General features: G+C 46.9%; 26 protein-coding genes. 3 read left to right on the forward strand and 23 right to left on the reverse strand.

Going from position 1 to position 23,812, the window contains the following annotated elements; genetic code table 11:
* Positions 1-67: 67 nt before the first annotated feature.
* From PUW25_RS17160 to PUW25_RS17190, 7 genes are all read right to left on the reverse strand, one after another.
* Positions 68-1,627, reverse strand: coding sequence for a spore germination protein (locus tag PUW25_RS17160; protein WP_274337325.1), 1,560 nt, complete (start codon positions 1,625-1,627; stop codon positions 68-70).
* A gap of 40 nt (positions 1,628-1,667) precedes the next feature.
* Positions 1,668-2,090, reverse strand: a complete 423-nt coding sequence (locus PUW25_RS17165) for a stage V sporulation protein AB (RefSeq protein ID WP_047911250.1) — start codon at positions 2,088-2,090, stop codon at positions 1,668-1,670.
* Positions 2,091-2,092: 2 nt separating this feature from the next.
* On the reverse strand, positions 2,093-2,737 hold the full coding sequence (locus tag PUW25_RS17170; RefSeq protein ID WP_047911089.1) for a stage V sporulation protein AA: 645 nt from the start codon (positions 2,735-2,737) through the stop codon (positions 2,093-2,095).
* Between the two features lie 164 nt (positions 2,738-2,901).
* Positions 2,902-3,657, reverse strand: a complete 756-nt coding sequence (gene sigF / locus PUW25_RS17175) for an RNA polymerase sporulation sigma factor SigF (RefSeq protein WP_047911088.1) — start codon at positions 3,655-3,657, stop codon at positions 2,902-2,904.
* A gap of 11 nt (positions 3,658-3,668) precedes the next feature.
* A complete protein-coding gene (spoIIAB, locus tag PUW25_RS17180) occupies positions 3,669-4,124 on the reverse strand; it encodes an anti-sigma F factor (protein ID WP_047911087.1) in 456 nt (151 codons plus the stop codon).
* Positions 4,121-4,474, reverse strand: coding sequence for an anti-sigma F factor antagonist (gene spoIIAA / locus PUW25_RS17185; protein WP_047911086.1), 354 nt, complete (start codon positions 4,472-4,474; stop codon positions 4,121-4,123). Before spoIIAA ends, spoIIAB begins: the two co-directional genes overlap by 4 nt.
* 113 nt (positions 4,475-4,587) lie before the next feature.
* Positions 4,588-5,775 (reverse strand): D-alanyl-D-alanine carboxypeptidase family protein, encoded by a 1,188-nt coding sequence (locus PUW25_RS17190; protein WP_047911085.1) that lies wholly within the window; start codon positions 5,773-5,775, stop codon positions 4,588-4,590.
* A gap of 329 nt (positions 5,776-6,104) precedes the next feature.
* Between PUW25_RS17190 and PUW25_RS17195 the strand changes: the two genes are divergently transcribed.
* A complete protein-coding gene (locus tag PUW25_RS17195; RefSeq protein WP_081872317.1) occupies positions 6,105-7,121 on the forward strand; it encodes a cation diffusion facilitator family transporter in 1,017 nt (338 codons plus the stop codon).
* A 78-nt stretch (positions 7,122-7,199) separates the two neighbouring features.
* Here PUW25_RS17195 and PUW25_RS17200 read toward each other — a convergent pair whose 3' ends face one another.
* The 10 genes from PUW25_RS17200 to PUW25_RS17245 form a co-directional block, all read right to left on the reverse strand.
* Entirely contained in the window at positions 7,200-8,534 is a 1,335-nt protein-coding gene (locus tag PUW25_RS17200) for a pyrimidine-nucleoside phosphorylase (protein ID WP_047911084.1), read from the reverse strand.
* Between the two features lie 49 nt (positions 8,535-8,583).
* A complete protein-coding gene (locus PUW25_RS17205; protein WP_238546321.1) occupies positions 8,584-9,441 on the reverse strand; it encodes a purine-nucleoside phosphorylase in 858 nt (285 codons plus the stop codon).
* A gap of 24 nt (positions 9,442-9,465) precedes the next feature.
* The gene (locus PUW25_RS17210; protein ID WP_047911083.1) at positions 9,466-10,293 is read right to left on the reverse strand and encodes a purine-nucleoside phosphorylase; all 828 of its coding nucleotides are present in this window, start codon (positions 10,291-10,293) and stop codon (positions 9,466-9,468) included.
* A gap of 39 nt (positions 10,294-10,332) precedes the next feature.
* Positions 10,333-11,526 (reverse strand): phosphopentomutase, encoded by a 1,194-nt coding sequence (gene deoB / locus PUW25_RS17215; protein ID WP_047911082.1) that lies wholly within the window; start codon positions 11,524-11,526, stop codon positions 10,333-10,335.
* A gap of 55 nt (positions 11,527-11,581) precedes the next feature.
* Positions 11,582-12,475: a site-specific tyrosine recombinase XerD gene (gene xerD / locus PUW25_RS17220; protein WP_274337326.1), complete on the reverse strand. Its 894-nt coding sequence runs from the start codon at positions 12,473-12,475 to the stop codon at positions 11,582-11,584.
* A gap of 56 nt (positions 12,476-12,531) precedes the next feature.
* The gene (locus PUW25_RS17225) at positions 12,532-12,774 is read right to left on the reverse strand and encodes a DUF4227 family protein (RefSeq protein ID WP_047911080.1); all 243 of its coding nucleotides are present in this window, start codon (positions 12,772-12,774) and stop codon (positions 12,532-12,534) included.
* A 285-nt stretch (positions 12,775-13,059) separates the two neighbouring features.
* On the reverse strand, positions 13,060-13,521 hold the full coding sequence (gene fur, locus PUW25_RS17230) for a ferric iron uptake transcriptional regulator (protein ID WP_047911079.1): 462 nt from the start codon (positions 13,519-13,521) through the stop codon (positions 13,060-13,062).
* A gap of 126 nt (positions 13,522-13,647) precedes the next feature.
* Entirely contained in the window at positions 13,648-14,265 is a 618-nt protein-coding gene (gene spoIIM / locus PUW25_RS17235; RefSeq protein WP_047911078.1) for a stage II sporulation protein M, read from the reverse strand.
* A gap of 78 nt (positions 14,266-14,343) precedes the next feature.
* Entirely contained in the window at positions 14,344-15,552 is a 1,209-nt protein-coding gene (locus tag PUW25_RS17240) for an endonuclease Q family protein (RefSeq protein ID WP_205052717.1), read from the reverse strand.
* Between the two features lie 3 nt (positions 15,553-15,555).
* Positions 15,556-16,137: an NUDIX domain-containing protein gene (locus PUW25_RS17245; RefSeq protein ID WP_274337327.1), complete on the reverse strand. Its 582-nt coding sequence runs from the start codon at positions 16,135-16,137 to the stop codon at positions 15,556-15,558.
* A 97-nt stretch (positions 16,138-16,234) separates the two neighbouring features.
* On the opposite strand from PUW25_RS17245, the gene PUW25_RS17250 reads away from it, so the two are divergent.
* A complete protein-coding gene (locus PUW25_RS17250; RefSeq protein WP_143042077.1) occupies positions 16,235-16,402 on the forward strand; it encodes a Z-ring formation inhibitor MciZ in 168 nt (55 codons plus the stop codon).
* A 96-nt stretch (positions 16,403-16,498) separates the two neighbouring features.
* On the opposite strand, the gene PUW25_RS17255 is transcribed toward PUW25_RS17250, so the two are convergent.
* Positions 16,499-17,626, reverse strand: a complete 1,128-nt coding sequence (locus PUW25_RS17255; RefSeq protein ID WP_274337328.1) for a M20/M25/M40 family metallo-hydrolase — start codon at positions 17,624-17,626, stop codon at positions 16,499-16,501.
* Between the two features lie 139 nt (positions 17,627-17,765).
* Between PUW25_RS17255 and prli42 the strand changes: the two genes are divergently transcribed.
* The gene (prli42, locus tag PUW25_RS17260; protein WP_090723921.1) at positions 17,766-17,867 is read left to right on the forward strand and encodes a stressosome-associated protein Prli42; all 102 of its coding nucleotides are present in this window, start codon (positions 17,766-17,768) and stop codon (positions 17,865-17,867) included.
* A 114-nt stretch (positions 17,868-17,981) separates the two neighbouring features.
* Here prli42 and lipB read toward each other — a convergent pair whose 3' ends face one another.
* From lipB to lpdA, 5 genes are all read right to left on the reverse strand, one after another.
* Positions 17,982-18,680, reverse strand: coding sequence for a lipoyl(octanoyl) transferase LipB (gene lipB / locus PUW25_RS17265; RefSeq protein WP_274337329.1), 699 nt, complete (start codon positions 18,678-18,680; stop codon positions 17,982-17,984).
* Between the two features lie 69 nt (positions 18,681-18,749).
* Positions 18,750-20,120, reverse strand: coding sequence for a dihydrolipoamide acetyltransferase family protein (locus PUW25_RS17270; RefSeq protein ID WP_274337330.1), 1,371 nt, complete (start codon positions 20,118-20,120; stop codon positions 18,750-18,752).
* A 74-nt stretch (positions 20,121-20,194) separates the two neighbouring features.
* The gene (locus PUW25_RS17275; RefSeq protein ID WP_274337331.1) at positions 20,195-21,181 is read right to left on the reverse strand and encodes an alpha-ketoacid dehydrogenase subunit beta; all 987 of its coding nucleotides are present in this window, start codon (positions 21,179-21,181) and stop codon (positions 20,195-20,197) included.
* 1 nt (position 21,182) lies between these two features.
* Complete coding sequence (locus PUW25_RS17280; protein ID WP_076313081.1) at positions 21,183-22,211, reverse strand: thiamine pyrophosphate-dependent dehydrogenase E1 component subunit alpha; 1,029 nt, start codon at positions 22,209-22,211, stop codon at positions 21,183-21,185.
* A gap of 166 nt (positions 22,212-22,377) precedes the next feature.
* Positions 22,378-23,799 carry a dihydrolipoyl dehydrogenase gene (gene lpdA, locus PUW25_RS17285; RefSeq protein WP_274337332.1) on the reverse strand — a complete coding sequence of 474 codons (1,422 nt, stop codon included), beginning with the start codon at positions 23,797-23,799 and terminating at the stop codon, positions 22,378-22,380.
* Positions 23,800-23,812 lie beyond the last annotated feature (13 nt).

The raw sequence follows: 23,812 nt of genomic DNA on the forward strand, positions 1-23,812 counted from the left end.
AGAAATGGATTATTCGGCAGATCATTTGTATTATATTGATTGGCATAAGCCTGATATCTTAACAGCATTAAGGCATCTTGGTATTGTCTCTAGGCTTGTTAAACGAAGGTCTCTTCTTGCCTGTAAGCACTGGAGAACGAACGAACGTTGCTGCCAGCCCCTTTGCATTAAAGGGTATAAATGGCCATAGATAAGACGAATTGTATGAACGATGCAGCGTGAGACCAATAATGATTGCAGTGGTCCCAACCACCAGACCAGGCACTTTAAAGATCGCGACGAGTGCCAGAAGAATAAGTCTGACCATACGATTTGCGAGCCCAAGTTCATAGCTTGGAGTTGCGAACATCCCGATCGCTGCTACCGCCATATACAGCAGGACCTCATTAACGAACAAACCTGTCTTCACCGCTACATCTCCGACTAATATAGCTGCAACAAGCCCCATTGCCGAGGCAAGCGGCGTTGGTGTATGCACCGCGGCCATTCGCATTAAATCGATCCCGAACTCCACAATGAGAAATTGCAGAATGATCGGAAGCTTTACATTTTCCTGAGGACCAATAAAGTCCAGACCCTCCGGTTTTAATCCCGGATCAATGACGAACAGCATCCATAGAGGCAGCAGGAACAACGAGGCTAGTATCCCGATAATTCTTATAATTCGCAGATAGGAGCCCATGAACGGGGTCTGCCTGTTCTCCTCGGCATGCTGACACAGATCAAAAAAGGTTGTAGGCATAATCATAACACTAGGAGAAGTATCCACGAACAGGACCACCCTGCCCTCAAGCAAGTGGGAAGCAACCGAATCGGGACGCTCGGAATAACGTACCAGCGGATACGGATGCCAGCCTCGATTAATGATGATCTCCTCCAGCTGCTTATCAGCAAGCGGAATACCATCAATATCGATAGTCTCGATCTTTTTGCGAATCGTCTCAACCTGGACCTTGTCCACGATATCGTCGATATAAGCAAGGCACACATCGGTTTTGGTTCTTTCCCCTACACGGAACAGCTCCAGCTTAAATCCAGGATCATGCAGACGTCTGCGGACAAGGGACACATTGGTCAGCATCGTTTCTGTAAATCCGTCTCTGGCTCCCCTGACGACTCGCTCTAATGATGGTTCTTCAGGACCGCGTGAAGGATAACTACGGGTATCAATGATCAGTGCTGTTGTTTCGCCTTCCACAAAGAAGACGCTCATACCGCTCATTGCCTGGATGAACGCTTCGCTCAGCTTCGTTACCTTGGATACCTGGATATGGGGAATGTAGAATTCAAAGTATTTTTCCAAGGCATCGGATGTCATCTCATCCTCGGGCACATAGGACAGTCTCTTTAAAATTTCAGTCAAAATCGTATCTTTGGTAAGTCCCGTGATGAACAAAAGTCCGGTATGACGTCCACCGAAGGTCATCTCGCGGAAATTGACATCAAAAGTTTCTCCAAAGCCCATGACATACTTGAGCGTCTTTCGCAGTACGTCAAAATCAGGATCAATGACGTCCTCATTCTGCCAGTACTCAATCGACTCCACAATGGAATCTGACATTTCTTGTTCCTTTTTTTCCTGGAGCTGCTTCTCTTCCTCGGTCATTTGCTGCGATTCATCTGACATTTGTTTGATGTCTCCTCCTTCTGTTGTATGCATTCAGCTGTTATCTGGTGTACACAAACCAATCAAATAATGAACCGGCAACTTTGCCGAACACCATGGCCATTAATAATCCAAATAAATAAGATTTCATACCCAGTCTCTTGGCTAATATGGGCAGGACGTTCAATACCTCAGTTAAAGCTGCTGCGAGCAAACCGATAAATATACCGCACAGCAGGCCAACGAATATCGAAATAATCGGAAGACCGTAAACCTTCAAGTTCCATAAGTCAGCGACTGTTCCAACGAATGAACCGGCAATCATAGCTCCTTCATAGGCATATGCTTTGTCATATGAACGTGTAAGCTGGGCTAAGCGAGGGATCATGTCCAGTACGATGAAGAGAGCAATGACTCCGCTCCCCACAGCAATTCCTGCTGCAATGCCCAGAACAATGAGTATGCAGCCATCCAGAACCGTCATCATTATTTCTGACCCGAAGAAGCACGCTCTTTTTTAATTCGTTCGTACTCTTCATTCACTGCATATTGATCCACATTTTGCTGGTAAAGGTACATCTCGACCTCCAGCGGGGTAGGCTCATCATTCCATTTTTTCTTGAACAAATGATTAAAAAATACAGCCATGCCAAAACCGATACCAATAGAGTATGCCGTCTGAAACAAGTAAGGATTCTCATCCCGATACCCCGTCAGCATCTCAACGATTCGAATATGCACTTCCTTCATGTTTACATCCGCGTGAAAGTTCATAATGGTCAGCGCCGAGCCAAAGAACAGCAGGAGCCATACAAGTATAAACAGCGATTTGGACGGCGGCCGATCATGAGGGATCAGCTCGACAAGCGTATGGCTGCTGCCCAATGTTTCAATCGTTGCTCCCGGCACCGTCTTCTGTATTTGACCAATAATCTGAAGCACATCAACAAGCAGCAGGCTCCCGTCCTTTTTCTCCGTCTGCATCAGTTCCGCTTCCAGCACTTTGTCTTCCAAGCCAGGCGGATCTGTGAGCACATGTGCCACATGCCTGATCTTGAGTGTAACGCCAAGCTTCATCTTGATCCGGCTGTGCAGCCTTACATAAATGATAGGAGTGGATGGTGCGGTCATCCTAACCTCACCCCTTTATACTGTGAAATTATTCATAGTATGGAGACTCCTCCGCTTTTCTATTCCTTGGGATTGATATCGAGCTGACCCACAAAAAAAGAGTCTTTTCTCTAACGAGAAAAGACTCCCTATATGTGTTAGTCGTTGTTATATGCACTTCATATTTACTGTGCGATTTGTTCCCGGATAATCTGCAGTATTTTTTTCTCCAGTCTAGACACTTGAACCTGCGATATGCCCAGTCTGGCAGCTACTTCAGATTGCGTCTGATCCTTGTAATACCGGAGGTATACGATCAGTCGCTCCCGCTCAGACAGATTTCCGATCGCTTCATTAAGGGCCATCTTGTCGAACCAACGCTCCTGAGATTCATCAGCAATCTGATCCATAAGTGTAATCGGGTCCCCGTCATTCTCAAATACCGTTTCGTGTATGGAAGTTGGAGGCTTATTCGCTTCCTGAGCGAATACAACCTCCTCAGGGGTAATCCCCAGCTCGTCTGCAACCTCCTTGATGGTGGGCAGCCTGTCTAAGTATTTAGAGAGCTCATCCTTCTTCTTGCGAACCTTATTGGCGGTCTCTTTCAGGGATCGGCTGACCTTCAGCGTCCCATCATCACGCAGGAAACGCTGAATTTCGCCGATAATCATGGGAACCGCATAAGTCGAAAATTTGACATCATAGCTCAGATCAAATTTATCTACTGATTTGAGAAGCCCGATGCAGCCGATCTGAAACAGATCCTCCGGCTCGTATCCCCGGTTCATAAACCGCTGAACGACAGACCATACGAGACGAATATTACAATTGACAAGCGTGTCACGCGCCACCTGGTCTCCGCTTTGGGATAGAGCGATAAGACGCTTGACTTCCGCATCCTCCAGATACGTATGTGAAGATTGTTTCGCTTCTGCTTCCATAGGTCCAACCCCTAATTATACAGTGCTTTCTTGGATTCTATCCGTTTCTTCATCATGATCGAAGTACCTCGCCCAGGCTCGCTCACCACTTCACATTCATCCATGAAATTTTCCATTATGGTGAATCCCATACCTGAACGCTCAAGCTCTGGCTTAGAAGTGTACAGCGGCTGCTTCGCCAGCTCCAAGTCCTCAATTCCCTGACCCTGGTCTTCAATGACAAGCGTAATCATATCTCCAATAATTTCTGCCTTAATGGTTACGACCCCGGCAGAGTCATTGTTGTAGCCATGAATGATGCTGTTCGTCACGGCCTCGGATACGACCGTTTTCAAATCGCTCAGCTCGTCCATTGTCGGATCCAGCTGAGAAATAAAGGCTGCTACCGCGACTCTGGCGAATGATTCATTCTCCGACTTGGCTGCAAACTGCAAATTCATAAAATTTGATAGCTGCTCACTGCTCATGAGACCACCTCCAGATCCGAGAGGGCGCTTCCCTCGTTTTCGAACACCGGCATAATTTTGAACAAGCCTGACATTTCAAGCAAACGGTATACAGCAGGATTGGCTCCGGATATGACCATTTTTCCACCTTTATGATGTATCAACTTATAGCGTCCAAGAATGACACCCAGTCCTGAACTATCCATAAAGTCAAGGTCTTTCAAGCTAAGAATCAGGTGCTTGCTGTTCTGTCTTGCAATCGCCTCATCCATCTGTAGACGTACCAGATCTGCTGTGTGGTGATCGAGCTCTCCAGATAATCGTACAATAAGCACCCCATGTGCATACTCCATACTGACCTGTAAATTCATGCTTGCTCACTCTCCTCCCTGTCATGACCAACCATTTCTACGCCGATTTGCAGCTTTCCTGCACTCCGACAAAACTAGAAGAAATGTCTCATGAATCAACAAAGCTGCTTATTTTAGCGGAAAAGATCAGAGGTTGTCCGTTTGAAGAGCTTCCAGAAGCCTGCTTTATCAACGTCTACCGCTGCTGTAATGTCAAACTCCTTGAGTACCTTGTTATCCTGAGATACTACAAGCTTGCCCAGCACCTGACCTTTTTTGATCGGGGCCTTGATTTCAGAAGGGACAGTCAGCTGCTGCGTCGTTTCCCCGGCGCTGCCTTTTCTCATCAGTACACTGTAAGGTTCATCAGCCACCAGCTCCAGCTCTTTGATGTTTCCTTTCTCAATATTCACTTTACCGATAACGTCCCCTTGTTTATAAATAGGCTTCATCGTATATTGTGAAAAGGCGTAATCGAACATATTCGACACTTCGCTGTTTCTCGTTTTCGTATTAGGCTCACCCAGCACGACCGCGACGACACGCATACCATCCTTCATTGCTGTGGCGGACAAGCAAAATTTTGCTTCCGAGGTATAGCCTGTTTTTAAGCCATCGGCACCAGTATAGAAACGCACAAGCTTGTTCGTGTTCACAAGCCAGAACGGCTTGGCACTGTCTTTTCGCAGATAGTCCTGATAGGCTCCGGTATATTTGGTAATGTCTTTATGTTTAAGCAGCTCTCTGCTCATAATAGCAATATCATGTGCTGAAGAATAATGATTCTCTACCGGAAGACCGTTACAATTGGCAAAATGGGTATCATTCATGCCCAGCTCTTTTGCTCGATCGTTCATCATCTGTACAAATGCTTCTTCAGAGCCGGCAATTTTCTCGGCCATTGCTACGGAAGCATCGTTTCCCGATGCCATGGCAATCCCTTTTAACATCTCATCCACGGTCATCTCTTCGCCCGGCTCCAGAAAGATCTGAGATCCGCCCATGGAAGATGCATATTCACTCGCTCGAACCTTGTCAGTCCACTTGAGCTTGCCGGAATCAATGGCTTCCATTGTTAACAGCATGGTCATAATCTTCGTGATACTGGCAGGAGGCAGTTTCTCATGGCCGTTCTTCTCATAAATAATCGTTCCTGTGTCCGCATCCAGCATGACCGCTGATTTTGCATTTTCCGCAAGATCCACTGCCGGGGTTGTCTTCTCCGTTTGCGGCCCTGCAGGCTCTTCCGCATATGCGCTGCTTGGAACGATCAGTGCTGCCGACAATATTATAGCGGTGAGTAGCCTAGCTCCTTGTTTCATGGCAATATTATCCTCCTCATGTGAATGCTACATTGTAGCTTGATAGCTTGATTCGTTATACTGCTATTCATTGTCGTCAGGAATCCTCCAAATTATTCCTTGTCTGAATCAATTATGAAATTGATTCGTCTGTCTATGAAAAATAGCAGTTCCTACAATTACAAGATATTGAACATCACATAAGGGGTAAGTAAGTACAGTAAGTCCAATGAAGAGCTTCTCATACATTCGGCTTTACATAGAATAACGGGTCAAGGGTAAGGTAAATTTAGATTCACTATCGTCTGCAACAACACTAATCATAGAAATTATCATGCGGAGGAATGACGATGAAGCATACACATCAAAATGACCACAATGAGCGGCCTGTTCACGAACAGCGTCATCATCACGATCACGACGATTATGAACACGATCACAACCATGATCACAGCCACAGTCATAATCACAGCCATGGGCCTGGTCATTCTCATATTCATACGGATAATAAAAAGGCTCTGTTAATTTCCTTTTTACTTATCACCGGCTTTATGTTGATTGAAGTGGTTGGAGGGCTCATCACACATAGCTTGGCCCTGATTGCTGACGCAGGACATATGCTAAGCGACGGGATCGCACTGGCACTCGCTCTTTTTGCGTTTAAATTTGGTGAGAAATCAGCGAGCAGCTCAAAAACCTATGGCTATAAGCGATTCGAGATTATCGCTGCTTTTCTGAACGGGATTACCCTGCTTGTCATTTCTGTATTGATCATATGGGAAGCGATTCAGCGGTTTGCTGCGCCACCTGAAGTGGCAAGTACAGGGATGCTGACCATTGCTGTGCTTGGCCTGATCATTAATGTCATCGTAGCCGTTGTATTAATGACAGGTGGTGATGTCAAAGGGAACTTGAACTTGAGAGGTGCATTTCTCCATGTCCTGGGAGATTTATTAGGATCAATCGGAGCTATTGCAGCAGGTCTTCTGATGATGTTCTTCGGATGGTCTATTGCCGACCCCATCGCCAGTCTGCTCGTAGCCGTCCTTATACTTGTCAGTGGATACCGAGTTACCAAAGATTCCATGCATGTACTGATGGAAGGCAAGCCAGAATCCGTAAATCTAAGTGATATCCGCAGCAAGCTTCTTGGTCTGCCTTGTGTAGTTGAACTTCATGACCTCCACAGCTGGTCAATAACCTCTGATTATACAGCGCTGACTGTTCATCTGGTTGTATCGAATTCGGCCGATCGGGATCTGCTGCTAAAACAAGCTAAAGACATGCTGCGTCAGGAGTTTCATATCCAGCATTCCACCGTTCAAATCGAAGGGGATTTAAAAATTTGCGACGAAAGATGTAATTGAGAGCTAGATGAATATAAAAAGAAGCTGAAGGACAGTGATGCTGCCCTTCAGCTTCTTGTTCGTTATACCACCTATATATCATACAAAGCGCTGAACTCCATCCTTCGTCACCAAAGCATAGATCAAAGGTTGCTCAGGCACGGGAGCTTCTGAGATCTTATATGCCTGCTGAAGCTTCTGCTCTGCTTCCTGAAGCTTGCTGTCGCTTCCATCATTGGCATGAAGCATCGCAATCACCTCACCAGCCTTCACCTGATCGCCGACTTTTTTGACAAGGGTTACTCCAACCGCATGATCAATGACGGAATCGGTCGTTTCACGGCCGGCGCCAAGCAGCATGGCGCTAATTCCAATGGCCTCAGCCTCAATCCCAGCCACATACCCATCCGTTGGAGCCTTCACTTCAATTGTGCGCTTAGCGGTCGGCAGAAGAGACAAATCCTCAATTTGTCCTACATCTCCCTGTTGCGCTTTGACCATCTGCTTGAGCTTATCAAACGCAAGTCCTTGTGATAGAATATCCCGCAATTTCTCGCGGGCTTCCTCTACAGACTCCGCTTTGCCGCCAAGAACCAGCATATGTGATGCCAGGAACAGGCTGACCTCTTCCAGATCCTCAGGTCCGTTTCCTTGCAGCGTTTCTACTGCTTCTTTAATTTCCAAGGCATTACCGATGCCATGACCGAGCGGCTGATCCATATCACTGATGACAGCTACCGTCTCACGGCCTACATGGGTCCCGATATCGACCATCGCTTCTGCCAGCTTGATTGAATCATCAAGCGTCTTCATGAATGCACCGCTGCCAGTCTTGACATCGAGTACAATTGCGTCTGCACCGGCTGCAATCTTCTTACTCATCACTGAGCTGGCAATCAGCGGAATCGCATTTACCGTTGCCGTCACATCTCTTAATGCGTACAGCTTCTTGTCTGCTGGAGCCATGTTGCCGCTTTGTCCGATGACCGCGGCCCCCACCTCATTAACCTGCTTGAAGAACTGCTCTTGATCCAGTTCAATCTGAAATCCGCTTATCGATTCCAGCTTGTCCAATGTGCCGCCGGTATGACCAAGACCACGTCCGGACATTTTAGCAACCGGAACACCAGCTGCAGCCACGAGTGGGGCAAGAACAATGGTCGTCTTGTCACCAACGCCACCCGTTGAATGCTTGTCTACCTTAATGCCTGCAATCGGAGACAGATCCACCTGATCACCAGATTTAGCCATCGCCATCGTCAAATCCCCGGTTTCCTTCGCTGTCATGCCCTGGAAAAAGACAGCCATCGCCCAAGCTGACATCTGATAGTCCGGAATGTCTCCACGGCTGTATCCTTGAATCAGATAGGAGATCTCCTCTGTTGACAGCTCCTGTCCATCTCGCTTCTTCTGAATGATATCAACGGCTCTCATACGTTAGATCACACCTTTAGCTGCTTTTATTTTTAACAAATTCAAAGAATTACACGCGGCTCACAAATGCACGGATCAGTCCAATAAATTTCGGCTTTGTCCGGTTCGCTACAGCGACAACCTGCTCATGTGTCAGCGGCTCAAGCTCTTCGCCAATCGCCATATCGGTAATGCAGGAGATACCCAGTACACGCAGTCCCGCATGACTTGCCGCGATGACTTCGCCTACAGTAGACATCCCGATTGCATCCCCGCCAAGCAGAGCAAACATCGTGGATTCTTTAGGCGTTGAATATGTAGGTCCACTAATGCCGCAATAGACGCCTTCTTGAAGCTCAAGTACGGATCCATCTTCACCATGTATATCTTTAGCCAGCTCCTTCGCCAATATGCGATATTCAGGATCATATGCTGCTGACATATCTGGAAAACGAACTCCCAGCTTCGGATCATTGGGTCCGATGAGCGGGTTAGCTCCCGTCATATTGATATGATCGGAGATGAGCATGAGATCTCCTGCCTTGAAAGCACGGTTCATGCCGCCTGCTGCATTCGTTAATACGAGAGTCTGAATACCAAGTCTTTTCATTACATAAACGGGCATAACAACGGTACGCATGTCATATCCCTCATAGTAATGAAAACGCCCCTGCATGATAATAACATCCTTGCCTTCGAGCTGACCGATCACAAAGCGTCCTGCATGTCCTTCAACGGTAGATTTAGGAAAATGCGGTACTTCATCGTAGGGAATATATACGGCATCTTCGATTTGATCGCCCAAATCTCCGAGCCCTGAGCCCAGCACCAAGCCAATTTTGGGAGAATATTTACCCAGCTTGCTTGTTATGTATGCAGCGGCTTCCTCGATATTTCCAGCGTACATCGTCGTATTCACTTGGTTCATTGTGTATTTCCCCTCTTCGTAAATTTACATGTATGGGATCAGTGCCATAACTAATCCAAGGAACTTCCCTTTAACTTGTTCTGCGGTTTCCATAACCTCATCGTGTGAGAGAGGCTGATCCAGAATTCCGGCTGCCATGTTCGTAATACAGGAGATACCCAGCACTTCAATACCAGTATGACGCGCTACAATGACTTCTGCGACGGTTGACATCCCGACAGCATCAGCCCCAAGTTTGCGCAGCATCACAATTTCGGCTGGAGTTTCATAGTTGGGACCGAGAAGTCCTGCATATACCCCTTCCTGAATGTTAAAGCCCTGTGCTTCAGCTGTTGTTTTAGCCAGACTGCGCAGTCTACCGCTGTAGGCTTCTGACATATCAGGGAAACGAACACCAAAAGCAGGCTCATTCGGTCCAACCAATGGGTTACGGCCGGTCAAGTTCAGATGATCAGAGATAATCATGAGATCGCCTGCATGATAATGGGTATTTACACCGCCTGCCGCATTGGTTACCAGCATTTTTTCAACGCCGATCTCCTTCATAACTCGAACCGGAAAGGCAGTCACTTCCGGACCGTAGCCTTCATACATGTGGAATCTGCCCTTCATCATGACAACCGGGCGGCCCTGTATATTACCAATCAGCAGCTCTCCCACATGTCCCTCAACCGTAGATACGGGAAAATGAGGTATATCTTCATACGGAATCGCTACCGCATCCTCAATAAGCTCTGCTAAAATGCCAAGTCCGGAACCAAGGATCAGCCCGATTTCGGGCTTCACACTTGTTTTTTCTTTAATAAAAGCTGCTGCTTCTTGTACCATGCTTTGTGTTAGAATTTTTACCATTTTGCTAAATAGCCCCTTTTGCTTGAATTTCCATTCTTCTTACTTCAATTGATTCAGAAAGCTCTCCCCATGAAGCGGAGCCGTTGCGCCGAAATTATCGGAGATCGTAGCTCCCAGATCCGAATACGTCTCCCGTACTCCTATCGTGTCACCCGGCTGCTTGAGAGCTGGACTGTAAATAAGTACCGGCACATACTCCCGTGTATGATCTGTTCCGCGATGAATCGGATCGTTCCCATGATCAGCCGAGATGATCAATAGATCTTCTTCACTGATACGCTCCATAATCTTAGGGAGCTCCTGATCGAACACTTCTAGTGCACCCGCATAACCCTCCGGATCTCTGCGATGTCCATATAATGAATCAAAATCGACCAAATTCGTGAACAAAAGACCATTGAAATCTCGTCCCAGCTGCTGGATCGTGACTTCAATACCATGCTCATTGCTTTTTGTCGGATACGCTTCAGTTACACCTTCACCGTCAAAAATATCATTGATTTTACCAACGGCAATAACATCATACCCTGCACTATGCAGCGCATTCATGACGGTAGGCTCTGGCGGCTTGACCGCATAATCATGTCTATTGGAGGTCCGTTTAAAAGCACCTGGAGTTCCGACATACGGACGTGCAATGACACGCCCTACCGAATGCTCAGGAGCGAGCGTCAGCTTACGGGCAATCTTGCAGGCTTTGTACAGTTCCTCGAGAGGGATGATATCTTCATGAGCAGCAATCTGGAACACACTATCCGCCGAAGTATATACGATCCAGGCTCCGGTCTTCATCTGTTCTTCTCCGTATTCGTCCAGCACTTCTGTTCCCGAAGCAGGCTTGTTACAGATGACCTTACGGCCAGTCTGCTTCTCAAACTCGGTAATCAAATCTTGAGGAAATCCATCAGGATATGTATTAAAAGGCGTGTCAATCTTAAGACCCATCAGCTCCCAATGGCCTGTCATCGTGTCCTTACCTGCCGATACCTCTTTCATCTTGCCATAATAAGCCTGAGGCTTGTCCACTGGATCAAGCGGAGGAATTTCGGCGATATTACCAAGTCCTAATTTCTGCATGTTCGGCAGCTTCACATGAGGAACTTTTTCCAAAATATGTCCTAATGTATGAGCACCTTCGTCGCCGAATTCGGGTGCATCCGGCAATGCTCCAATCCCAACACTGTCTAGTACGATAAAGCATATGCGTTTGAATCTAGGTTTATTGTTTGTCATGATGTACGTAATACCCCTTCCTGTATTATCAATTCAATCTAGTGCCCAGCATTGATTACGCTCTCGGGTGATAATGATCATATACGTCCTTCATATTTCGTTTTACTACATGGCTGTACATCTGGGTTGTTGAAATATCTGCATGTCCCATCATTTCCTGTACCGATCTTAAATCGGCGCCATTCTCCAGTAGATGAGCCGCAAAGGAATGCCTTAACGTATGTGGTGTAATTCTTCCTTCAGCGAGTCCAGCACCTTCAGCGTACTTCTTAATCATCTTCCAGATTCCCTGCCTGGTCAGCCTGGCACCATTCGTATTCACGAACAGTGCCTCTTCTTCTCCATTCGCCTTCAACAGCGCACTCCGGGCATGATTCACGTATTCGGCTGTCGCTTGGGCAGCAACCCCTGTTATAGGGATTACCCGCTCCTTGGCACTGTTGCTGCCGGTTCTCAAAAACCTCAGCTGCGGATTTAAATCCTTCACATTAAGCTGCACCAATTCAGAGACTTTAATCCCCGTCGCATACAGCAGCTCAAGCATGGCTTTGTCTCTTGCCCCAGGCGGTGTTGAAGAGTCAGGCAGCGATAGTAGTCTGTCCACTTCTGCAATGGTAAGAATTTTGGGAGGAGACTTTTCTAATTTGGGTGAGTCCAAATGATACGTTGGATCTTTCTGCACAACACCCTGATACATCAAATAATGGAAAAAAGAACGGATCGAAACCACATTACGAGCAATCGTTGAAGCTGCCTTCTTCTGCTTCTTCAAATATCCCATGTACAGCACAATTTGATTGCGTGAAACGTCCTGAGCCTGTGTAATCTGTTCCTTATCCATATACCCAATAAACTGCTCTATATCACGTCTGTAGGATTCCAGTGTACTTAAGGAAGAGCCCTTGTCTTCCTGTAAATAATTCATGTAAGGCTGCACATAATTCCTCATCGGCTTTATTACGCTCCCTTACTACAAATTTTCATTATGACTTTAGATCAACACCCTTATTCACCATACCAATAGAAGAAGCGCAGTCGTTCGAGCATACTCGTCTTCTCCATAACAAGGCCTGTGCCTTCCTCATGATGAAATACTTTAAGCGCATTTCCCTCTGGAATTTTGTAGTGATCCACCGGTGTAATCCATTCCGAAAATAGATTGAACACATTATAGAACATGTATACAAGTGCAGCAAATACGATAAGAAATCGAACGAGTCGAAACATTCTGCGGAGTGAAAAAACCATGAATTATCCCGCCTTTCATTCACGTCTTGTCCTTTATTTACACGGATAGTCTTCCCAGCCTACACTCATGCTATGTCTAGGCTATGACCGATTCACATGCTTTATGACGAACGCGAAATTTTAAGGAAAAACAGGCTTGCTCTCACTCTATCTCCATCTTACCTAACAGGATACTAAATGTATATCTTTAGAATAGAAGCTCACCACATATTTATGAATAAGAACGCTAAAAAGCTCCCCCGAACAAAAGCCGGTGAGAGCTTGTCTGATCTGCTAGTCTTTATGTTATTGATTAGGCTTCTGATCGTTCTTGTCTTTGCAGCGGAAACAAATCCCCTGAAAATCAAGCCTATGGTCGAGAACTGTAAAATTAAACTCACGTTCCAAGCGTTCTTCAAGCGGTCCTAGCCAATCCTCACGTATCTCATCCATGCTGCCGCATTGAACGCATATCAAATGGTGATGATGATGCTTGTTCGTATCACCGCGCAAATCATAGCGTGCTACTCCGTCACCAAAGTTAATCTTCTCAACGACATGCAGCTCATTTAGCAGCTCAAGGGTTCGATATACGGTAGCAAGACCGATTTCGGGAGCTTTTTCCTTGACGAGCATAAACACATCTTCTGCGCTCAAGTGATCTTCTTCATTCTCTAGCAAGACTCTTACCGTGGCTTCCCGCTGGGGCGTTAACTTATAGCCTTGGGATTGTAACTGCTGCTTTATTTTCTCGATTCGTGCTTCCATCTTCTCCCTCCCCCTAGGAAATCACTGCATCATGATCGAAAACTCACTTGTATTATTATAGGGTCTCATCTTTAATAAAGTCAACTATATCAAGCGATGAGAGAGAGGGCTGTTCAACTTGTCACATTATACAAACAGAGGTGCAACCCACTGCATAAGGAGAGGCGTTACCCAAGTCTCAAATGATGAAATGGCAAGCATTAGTCCGGCCATAGCAATCGTCAGCCCGATATAGCTTGTCAGCGGTCTCTTGACCCCGCGGCTTCTGTTCATGAAGAAACGGCTCTTGATCATATGAAGCGAGAAGGTGATGGCTGCCACACTGCATATGAGAATAACAGGGATGACGAGCAGATTATGCGGTGCTACAGAGACCATGGCGAGGAGAAGTCCTTTCCAGGAATATTGACCCACCATGTAGCCAACGGTAAATCCGATAAGGACTCCCTTTAGAAAATCTAATATTAGTATGCCCGGTAGTCCGATAACAGACAGCCCAAGCACCCAGATCAGACCAACCCACTTTAAATGAAGCATCGCAATATCCATATATGTGCTGCCTGAACTATTTCCTTGATTCATCATAACAAAAAAGTTGTCCAGATACCCTGCCAGATCTTGCTGCTGATCAAGGGTAAGCGCACCCACCATTAATGCACCAAAAATGACCCCGACTAAAAACAGAACAGCGACAAATACATAGAGCGGAGTTTGATCCCGGAAGGTATGCTTGAGAAATAACATGGTTAAGGTCGTCCCCTTTCTCATTACATACCTTACATTATGAACTTGTCCGTTACTCTATGACTCTAAAAATGAAATCTATAGAGAGACTCTTCCATAGGTCCCCCCTCCACCAGCGGATAGACCAAGCTCACCATTCCTTGCCCGAACGATAAGCCCGGCTAATTCGTTACCCACGATACTTGCCAGATCCACCTCGGATACACGGTGCAATATCGCCATCTCAGAACCAAAGGCTTCGATCAGCATTCGTAGCTTCACCTTCCCAAGACCGGGAATAAACTCAAGAGGCACCTGATAGTGATACGGTGGTCTATGATCAGACACCAGAGGAGTTTCACGGTCCGATATCGACAGAATCCGATCCAGCACCCCGTGTATCAACTTCGTGTCCCTTCCACAATACGGGCATCGTTCTTCTGAGATTTGCTCTTCATCTAATATGCTGCTGCAAAGAGCACAGTAGGTTCTATGATATTTGCCAAGGCGCGGATTGAGACCGTAGTTAGCTTCAATTCTGCGTCCCGCCTGTGACTGAAGTGCCAGCTTAAATTCATCGAATGAAGCTTCAGCCATAGCCAGTTCATTATACTCTCTGCCTATCTTGGCAAGGGAGTGCGCATCCGAATTCGTTAGGAACGGATATCGGTCCAATTCACTAATATAGCCGGCCATTTCAGTATCGCTACTGAGTCCCAGTTCCACAGCCGAGATCAGGCTTAAATCAAGCACTTCTTCCATTCGATGCGCCGTACTTCCGTAGATTCCTTTGTGCGGGGTAAAAATATGTGCAGGGACAAATATACCGCCGCGGGATATGATCTCTCGCTGTAATTCCATTGCCGGCACGTACACACGCTGTGAGCTGAGGTTCACATTTTTCATATAGCGGGAAAGATAGTCTGTGAAGGATTCCATCTCCTTCAAGGTTCTGAAATAGGCAAGAAGATGGAACTCTTTCCGACCCGGCTCCCTCACCTCTAGCTCGGTTCCCAGCAGAATGACTGTACCCTTATAACCAATTCCTCCGCCATCAATCTCTGTCATTTCACCCGAATCAAGCGCTTCTATAATATCCCGCTGAACGACAGGAGAATGGGCATCAATAATACCAATTAGATCGATCCCTTTGCGTTCAGCCGCCTCCTTGGCAATGCCCACAAAGGTCAGATCACGGCTCCCACTAATTTTTACAGCATCGCCATAACCGGTTCTTCCAATATGAATGTGAAGATCAGCATAGTAGGTAGACAGCACAGGATCCGTCTTTATCACGTTCGGATTCATGATTTATATCTTCCCTGTCAGCTGATACAAGTGCCATGCATATACCGCAACGATCGTCTTAGCATCACTGATACGGCCTTCCCGGATCAGCTCATAGGCTTCATCCAATGTCACCTCGATCACTTCCAGGAATTCATCCTCATCCAGCTGCATACGGCCTGCCTCAAGATGATCTGCCATAAATAAATAGATGACCTCATCTGCAAAGCCTGGTGAAGTATAAAACGCCGGCAGCGGTTTGAGCTCCTGAGCATGATACCCTGTCTCTTCCCTCAGCTCTCTTCCAGCTGCTTCCATCGGGTCTTCTCCAGGATCAAGCTTGCCTGCCGGAATTTCAACCTGCGTCCTGCCAAGCGCTTGTCGGTACTGATCTACAACAAGCATCTTATCCCCCTTGAGCGCAAGTACAGCGACAGCCCCAGGATGCTTAATAATCTCACGTGTTCCGGTCTGTCCATTTGGCAGCTTTACGGTGTCTACCTGGAGTGAAATGATCTTGCCGTCAAAAATTTCTTTGCTTGAAATGGTTTCTTCTACCAGTGCGGGATTCGATGTCGGGTGTTTCAAGTACGGATTTGATTTCAAAATAAAGACCTCCTCTGGCGTTAAATCATGTGTATAGTTTAAAGGCGGTGGGCATACGGTGTAATAATAACCCTAATTTGAAGGAGTGGCCCACCTTATGAAGAGCTATAAAACAAATAATGGCTTGTTTATGATTGGACAAGCAGATCAAATAAAAAAGACACTTAATCATTGGATTATAGATTACGGACCTGAAACCCATCTCAAAGAGCTCATGAAGGGCAGACAAGACGTTCCCCCGCTTATACAAACGATTAAGAAGTGATCGGAGCTATCCCGAGAACCTGAGTTTTCTCGAATACTTTCAAAAAGGCCTGGAAGGAAATATTCCTATCCAGACCTGCATGAACAAAAAAATGGATTAACGTTTAGCTGCTTCCTGCACGATGGATACAACAACCTTCGCTGCATCAACAAGGCTGCTTACCTTAATTCGTTCGTTTGTCGTATGGATATCCTCATAGCCCAAAGCAAGATTGACGGTTGGAATTCCAAATCCATTGAAGATATTGGCATCGCTGCCGCCGCCGGATGGGAAGGTTTCCGGCTTCAACCCAGTGCTCTCGATTGCAGCAGCAGCGAGCTGTACTACCTCATCTTGTTCCGTCAGCTTAAATGCAGGATAAGCAATTTCGCTCTCAAATACGCCTGTTGCACCATACTCACGGCAGGTATTAAGCAAAGATTCGCGCATGTGCTCCACCTGCTGCTCTACTTTACTCTGCACAATGCTTCTCGCTTCGGCAGCAATCTCCGCATAATCGCACACAACGTTCAGCGGGCCGCCCCCCGAGAAGCTGCCAATATTAGCGGTTGTTTCATGATCGATACGCCCCAGCTTCATGGCCGCTATGGATTTAGCAGCGACTTGAATGGCGCTGATTCCATCCTCCGGATTAACGCCGGCGTGTGCGGATTTGCCCGTGATCTTCATTTTGATCTGAGCCCTAGCCGGTGCAGATACACATATACCGCCTACTTCTCCAGTGGAGTCCAGAGCAAAGCCCAGCTCCGCGTCAATTGCATCTCGCTCCATGCCTCTTACTCCAATAAGACCCGATTCTTCTCCAACTGTAATGACGAATTGAATCTGTCCGTGAGGAATATCATTTTCCTGAATGACGCGAATCGCTTCAAACAAGGCAGCAATTCCGGCCTTATCATCAGCGCCGAGAATGGTCGTTCCATCGCTGCGAATATAACCATCTTCGGATACGACAGGTTTAATGCCTACACCAGGAGCTACCGTGTCCATGTGACAGGTAAAAAATATGTTCGGTGCTGACTGCACGCCTTGTGCCTTCCATGTCACAATCAGATTGCCGGCTCCATGTCCTGTACGCTCTTTAGATTGATCCTCTGCGACTTCAAGTCCCAGCTTACTAAATTTGTCTGTCAACACTTTGGCTATGTTCTGTTCTTGTGTAGTAACACTGTCCACCTGGACAAGCTCAATAAATTCTTCCACAATCCGTTCCTGTTTAATCATGGTTAACTTCCCTTCTTCAATGACTTCCACAACAAGTGCAGATACGTTACAATAGACTTTATTATACGAATCAATTTCATAATAACAAAATATATGAAAACAGATTCACAACATTCAATTTATAAAGGAGCTTTAATGAATGCAGCAGAAAAAATGGTTCAAAATCATTGTCTATCTCATGCTCATTGCTATGATTGCATCTACTCTATTGATTGTTATTGAGCCTCTATTATATGGATAATCAATACCGAGTTGCTCATTAGAAAGCTTTCTTCTCGTACTCAGGGGAAGAGAGCTTTTTTATGCGAATTCATAAAGTACAGCGTACAGACCCGTCTTGCCTTCCATTATTCCATCATTTTGAAGCCATCACCGGCATCCAAGCCGGATTGAATGAGAACAAGCTTGCAAAGATGGACACCAGCTCATTCGCTACATTCTCGACGGAGAACATCCGGCCTGTGCAATCCTCGAGCGAAGTGACACCGTACTCTTCAATTCCGCAAGGAATAATACCCGAGAATCCCTCATGCTGAATCCCTGACTTGATATTAAATGCAAAACCATGACTTGTAATAAAGCCTCTGGTCCGTCTACTGCGATTGAATTTAACGCCGATTGCACATATTTTCTGGTTGTCCACCCATACTCCTGTATACTGCTCCTTACGTTCTGCTTCAATTCCAAATCGGCTTAAATACTGAATGATGACTTCTTCAAGCAGCCTCAGATAACCATGCAAGTCAACAGCCTCTTCTCGACCGAGTCGAAGTATGGGGTAACCTACCAGTTGTCCGGGTCCATGATATGTAATATCGCCGCCGCGATCGATTTGAAAAAGAGTAATGCCTCTGTCTGCAAGCTCCTCCGGGCTGTATAACAAGTGCTCTGGGTGACGCTGTGTTCCGATCGTATAAGTCGGTGGATGCTGCAAGAGCAGCAGATGTTCCTGCTGCTCCTCTTCATCCAGCTCTTTAACGAGCTTTTTCTGCAAATTCCAAGCCTCTTCGTAATCCATCAATTCTGTGTAGCTCACAACAAGCGGTCTGCTCATGCGCATATACACCCTTTCGAGAAAAATTACGTTCCGGGATTGCTGCTGCAAAAAGTCTATAATTACGAATTAATAAAGCTTTGTTTCGAGCGAATAGCCCTCTAAATTTTCTTTGACCCGCTGCAGGAAACGACCGGATATGACTCCGTCCAGAATTCGATGATCCAGCGATAAACAGAGATTGGCCATCGAGCGTACCGCAATCATGTCATTAATGACCACAGGCCGCTTCACAATGGATTCGAAGGTCAGAATGGCTGCCTGCGGATAATTGATAATCGGATAGGACAGAATCGATCCGAAGGATCCTGTATTATTGACCGTAAAGGTTCCTCCCTGCATATCATCCAGCTTCAATGTACCTTCTCTCGTTCTTCTCGCCAAATCGTCAATTTCGTGAGCGAGTCCTGCAATATTTTTCGTATCTGCACGCTGAATGACCGGTGTCATGACGGAATCTTCCGTTCCTACCGCCAGAGCTATATTGATGTCTCGCTTCACAATAATCTTATCCACTGCCCATACCGAGTTCATAATCGGATAATCCTTGATTGCGTTAACGACTGCTTTGAGCAAAAATGACAGGTATGTCAGGTTAATGCCTTCACTGCGCTTGAACTCGTCCTTCAGTTTGTTGCGAAGAGTTACCAGGTTGGTCACATCCACCTCAATCATCGTCCAGGCATGCGGAATCTCAGAGACGCTCTGACGCATATTCCGGGCGATCGCGTTGCGTACAGGTGTAACATCAATATACTGCTCAGCTCTGCCTTGAGGGAAGCCTTCCATCTCGATTTTCGGAATCTTAGGTGTCTCGGACAAATGGATCCCTGAATGACGAACAGGCATAGCCTGCTCAGCCGCATACCCGGTTGCATCGGCAGCTGAACGCATATCCTCTTGCTGGGTGGACTCTCGATCCACATGATTTGAGATCACCGCCTGCTGATTCCGATGCGCACCTTCTTGAATATAGCGCAATACATCCTTGCGAGTAATTCTGCCATTCATTCCTGTTCCAGGCACATCCTTCAGATCCAGACCGTGCTCTGCTGCAAGGCTCTGTACTGCAGGGGAGTATCGGCCGCGCATCGAACCGTCTGCATCTTGAGGTTCGGATTCCGATGCTGCTGTACTGCTGCTCTCATGGGTTGAGGAATCTGCGACGATTCCTGTTCCTGCCGCCGCGTGAACCTCCATACGGCAGATCAGCTCACCCACAGCCACCGTTCTTCCTTCCTCAGCTGCAATTTCGCCCATAATTCCTTCGACGGTTGAAGGAATTTCTGCATTAACCTTATCTGTAATGACTTCGCAGATCGGTTCATATTGCTCCACAGGATCGCCTGGCTTCTTCAGCCATTTTGCAATGGTCGCTGACACTAATGATTCAGCCAGCTGAGGCATTACGATTTCAATCCATTTTTTTTGTCCTGCCATATTGTTTCACTCCAATCAAGTCACTTTACCTTAAATGGCCTCCTCATCGAAACACCGAGAGTAGGCCATTTATATTAATACATCGCCAGTTTAAGCATTGCATCCTTCACTTTGTCTTTACTGAGCATATAAAATTTTTCCATCGGAGGGCTGATCGGCATGGCCGGAACATCCGGACCGCATAGACGTGCTATCGGTGCATCCAGATCAAACAAGCACTCCTCATTAATTATAGCAGAAACTTCAGCGCCTACTCCGCCGGTTTTGTTATCTTCGTGAATAATAAGTACTTTTCCTGTGTGCTTCGCGGCCGCAATTATCGCTTCCTTATCGAGGGGCTGCAGTGTACGAAGGTCCAGAACATGGGCTGTAATCCCCTGCAAATTCTCCAGCTCCTCCGCTGCCTGCATTACAAAGTGCAGAGGCTGGGAATACCCGATCACGGTAATGTCTTCCCCTTCACGCAGCAGATTGGCAACTCCGATCGGTACGATGTAATCGTCCTCGGGGACCTCCTCTTTGGTTAAGCGATACATTTTCTTATTCTCAAAGTATAGAACTGGATCCGGATCGCGTACTGCTGCTTTGAGCAATCCCTTGGCATCATAGGCCGTAAAAGGCGCAACAATCTTGAGTCCAGGGGTACCAAAGAAGATCGATTCCGGACATTGGGAATGATACAGTCCTCCAAATATCCCTCCGCCAATTGGCGCACGAATCACAACGGGACAGCTCCAATCATTATTTGAGCGATATCTGATCTTCGCAGCTTCACTGATGATTTGATTCGTTGCAGGAAGCATGAAATCCGAGTACTGCATCTCGGCGATCGGCTTCATTCCGTACATCGCCGCACCGATGGCAACACCGGCTATCGCTGATTCGGATAACGGAGTATCCATGACCCGCATTTCACCGAATTGATCCTGCAGACCCTTGGTCGTGGTAAACACGCCCCCTTTAACGCCTACATCTTCTCCGAGCACAAATACGGATTCATCCCGCTCCATTTCCTCTTTCATAGCCAGTCTTATTGCATCTATATACTCCATAACTGCCATCTTATTGTCCCCCTCCCAAATGGTCGTCAGCATACACATGAAGCAGTGTATCTTCCGGTTTAGGATAAGGGGCCGCGTCTGCGGATTCCGTCGCTTCTTTTAGTTCCAGTGCAAGCTGTGCCGCCAGATCAGCATCACGCTCTTCATCCCATATACCACAATCAATAAGGTATTGCTTCATTTTGACGAGTCCGTCTTTCTTCCAATTTTCCTCAACTTCCTCTTTGGTCCGGTATGCCAGGTCATTATCTGAAGTGGAATGAGGAGAAAGTCTGTACATCATCGCTTCAATTAAGGTCGGGCCTTCACCCGCAACTGCACGTGCTCTGGCTTCCTTAACGGCTGCGTAAACTTCCAGGGCATCATTGCCATCGACTCTGAAGCCAGGGAATCCATAACCTAAAGCACGGTCACTTACTTTACCGCTCAGCTGCTTGTGGACAGGTACAGAGATAGCATACTGATTGTTCTCCACCATTATAATGACTGGCAGCTTGTGTACGCCGGCGAAGTTGCTTCCTTCATGAAAATCCCCCTGGTTGCTGGAGCCTTCACCGAAGGTGACAAAAGAAACGAAGTCTTTCTTCTGCATCTTTGCAGCCAGAGCAACGCCCACCGCGTGTGGAACCTGCGTAGTCACCGGACTTGAGCCTGTTACAATTCGCAGCTTCTTGCTTCCAAAATGGCCCGGCATCTGCCGTCCCCCGCTGTTCGGATCCTCAGCCTTGGCAAAGGCCGACAGCATCAGATCGCGAGGCGTCATCCCGACGGCCAGAACAAACCCATAATCACGATAGTAGGGAAGGAAATAATCCTTCTCACGATCCAGAGCAAAGGCCGCTGCCACCTGTGCAGTCTCCTGACCGATCCCCGATACGTGAAAATTAATCTTTCCTGCTCGTTGCAGCAGCAAGCAGCGTTCATCGAACTTCCGTGCAAGCAGCATATATTTGTACATATCAATGACTTGACCGTCTGAGAGTCCAAGCTTCGTATGTTTGTGTTGTTTAGATGTCGTGTCTGAATTCAAACTTCAAACCTCCTTTTGAGAGCAGCTCAAGATTAAGTACTGTCTTGTCTTAAAACCTGGTACTAAGACTTGGCTTAGATTCATTATACTCGTTTTCTTTCCAAAAAGAAAAGACGTTTTGAAGTTTGTTGATATTTCAATGGATACAAATACGGTAATGTTACGTTTACATGCCGATTGCATTCCCATCTACATCCAGCATGGCTTCGCCAATAATTTCAGACAAGGATGGATGTGGATGGATCAGTTGTCCGACTTCCCATGGGGTAGCATCCAGCAGCATGGCCAGCGCAGCTTCGCTGATCATATCCGTCACATGCGTACCGATAAGATGGACCCCTAGAATATCATTTGTCGCCTCATCTGCGATAACCTTCGCAAATCCGTCCCGATTGCCATAAACAAGCGATTTTCCAATGGCTTGAAACGGGAATTTTCCTGTCTTGACGGAGTAGCCGAGCTCCCTTGCCTGCTGTTCCGTGTAGCCTACACTCGCTGCCTCAGGTCTCGAATAGATGGCACGCGGAATGAGATGATCAGGTGACACATGCATGGCAGCATCTGCGATGTGATTGACAGCACGAATGCCTTCATGGCTTGCTGCATGAGCAAGCTGAAGTCCACCTATGCAATCACCGATTGCATAAATATGCGGCTCCCCTGTCTGCAAATTGCCATTCACTTGAATGAAGCCGTTCTTTGTCTTGATATCGGTATTCTCTATACCGATTCCTTCCACATTTGCCGTACGTCCAACCGATACGAGAATTTGAGAAGCCGTAAGCGTTTCTGTTCCTTTTTTTGTCTTCATCTCGATCGTAGCTTGTCCATCCTGGATTCCATATGTTGATGGTTCAATAGCTGCGCCGGTAACAACCCTCACTCCACGCTTCGTCAGCTGGCGCTGCATCTCAGCAGCGATGTCCCCATCCTCCTGCGGCAGGATTTGATCTGCAGCCTCCACCACAGTTACCTTCACATCAAAATCATTCAGCATAGAAGCCCATTCAATCCCTATAACGCCTCCGCCTATAATGACGATCGATTCCGGAAGCTCCTCCAGATTCAGCGCCTCGTCGCTGCTAAGGATATACCGGCCATCCGGCTCGAGTCCCGGCAATATTCTTGGACGTGAGCCTGTCGCAATAATAAGATGGCTGGGAACTACATTCTCCATCTCTCCATTGTCCAGCTCTACAGCCACAGCACCGCTCTTCGGCGAGAAGATGGATGGTCCAATGACTCTGCCTTTCCCTTGCAGCACGGTAATTTTATTTTTGCGCATCAAATACTGGACCCCTTGGTGAAGCTGTTCTACCACTGCATTTTTGCGTTCCTGCACTTTAGGGAAGACAAGTGTGGCCTCTGCGGTCTCAATCCCATAGCTGGCACTATCTTTAATCTCTGCATACACTTCAGCACTCCGCAGCAAAGATTTACTCGGAATGCAGCCCTTATGAAGGCATGTTCCACCTAATTTGTCCTTCTCGATGAGGACAACCTCTTTACCGAGCTGTGCAGCGCGAATCGCGGCTACGTATCCGCCCGTTCCCCCGCCTAATATAGCGACATCGCAATGAATTGCCATGATTATAAAATCC

The sequence above is a fragment of the Paenibacillus urinalis genome, from assembly GCF_028747985.1.
Taxonomy (GTDB): domain Bacteria; phylum Bacillota; class Bacilli; order Paenibacillales; family Paenibacillaceae; genus Paenibacillus; species Paenibacillus urinalis.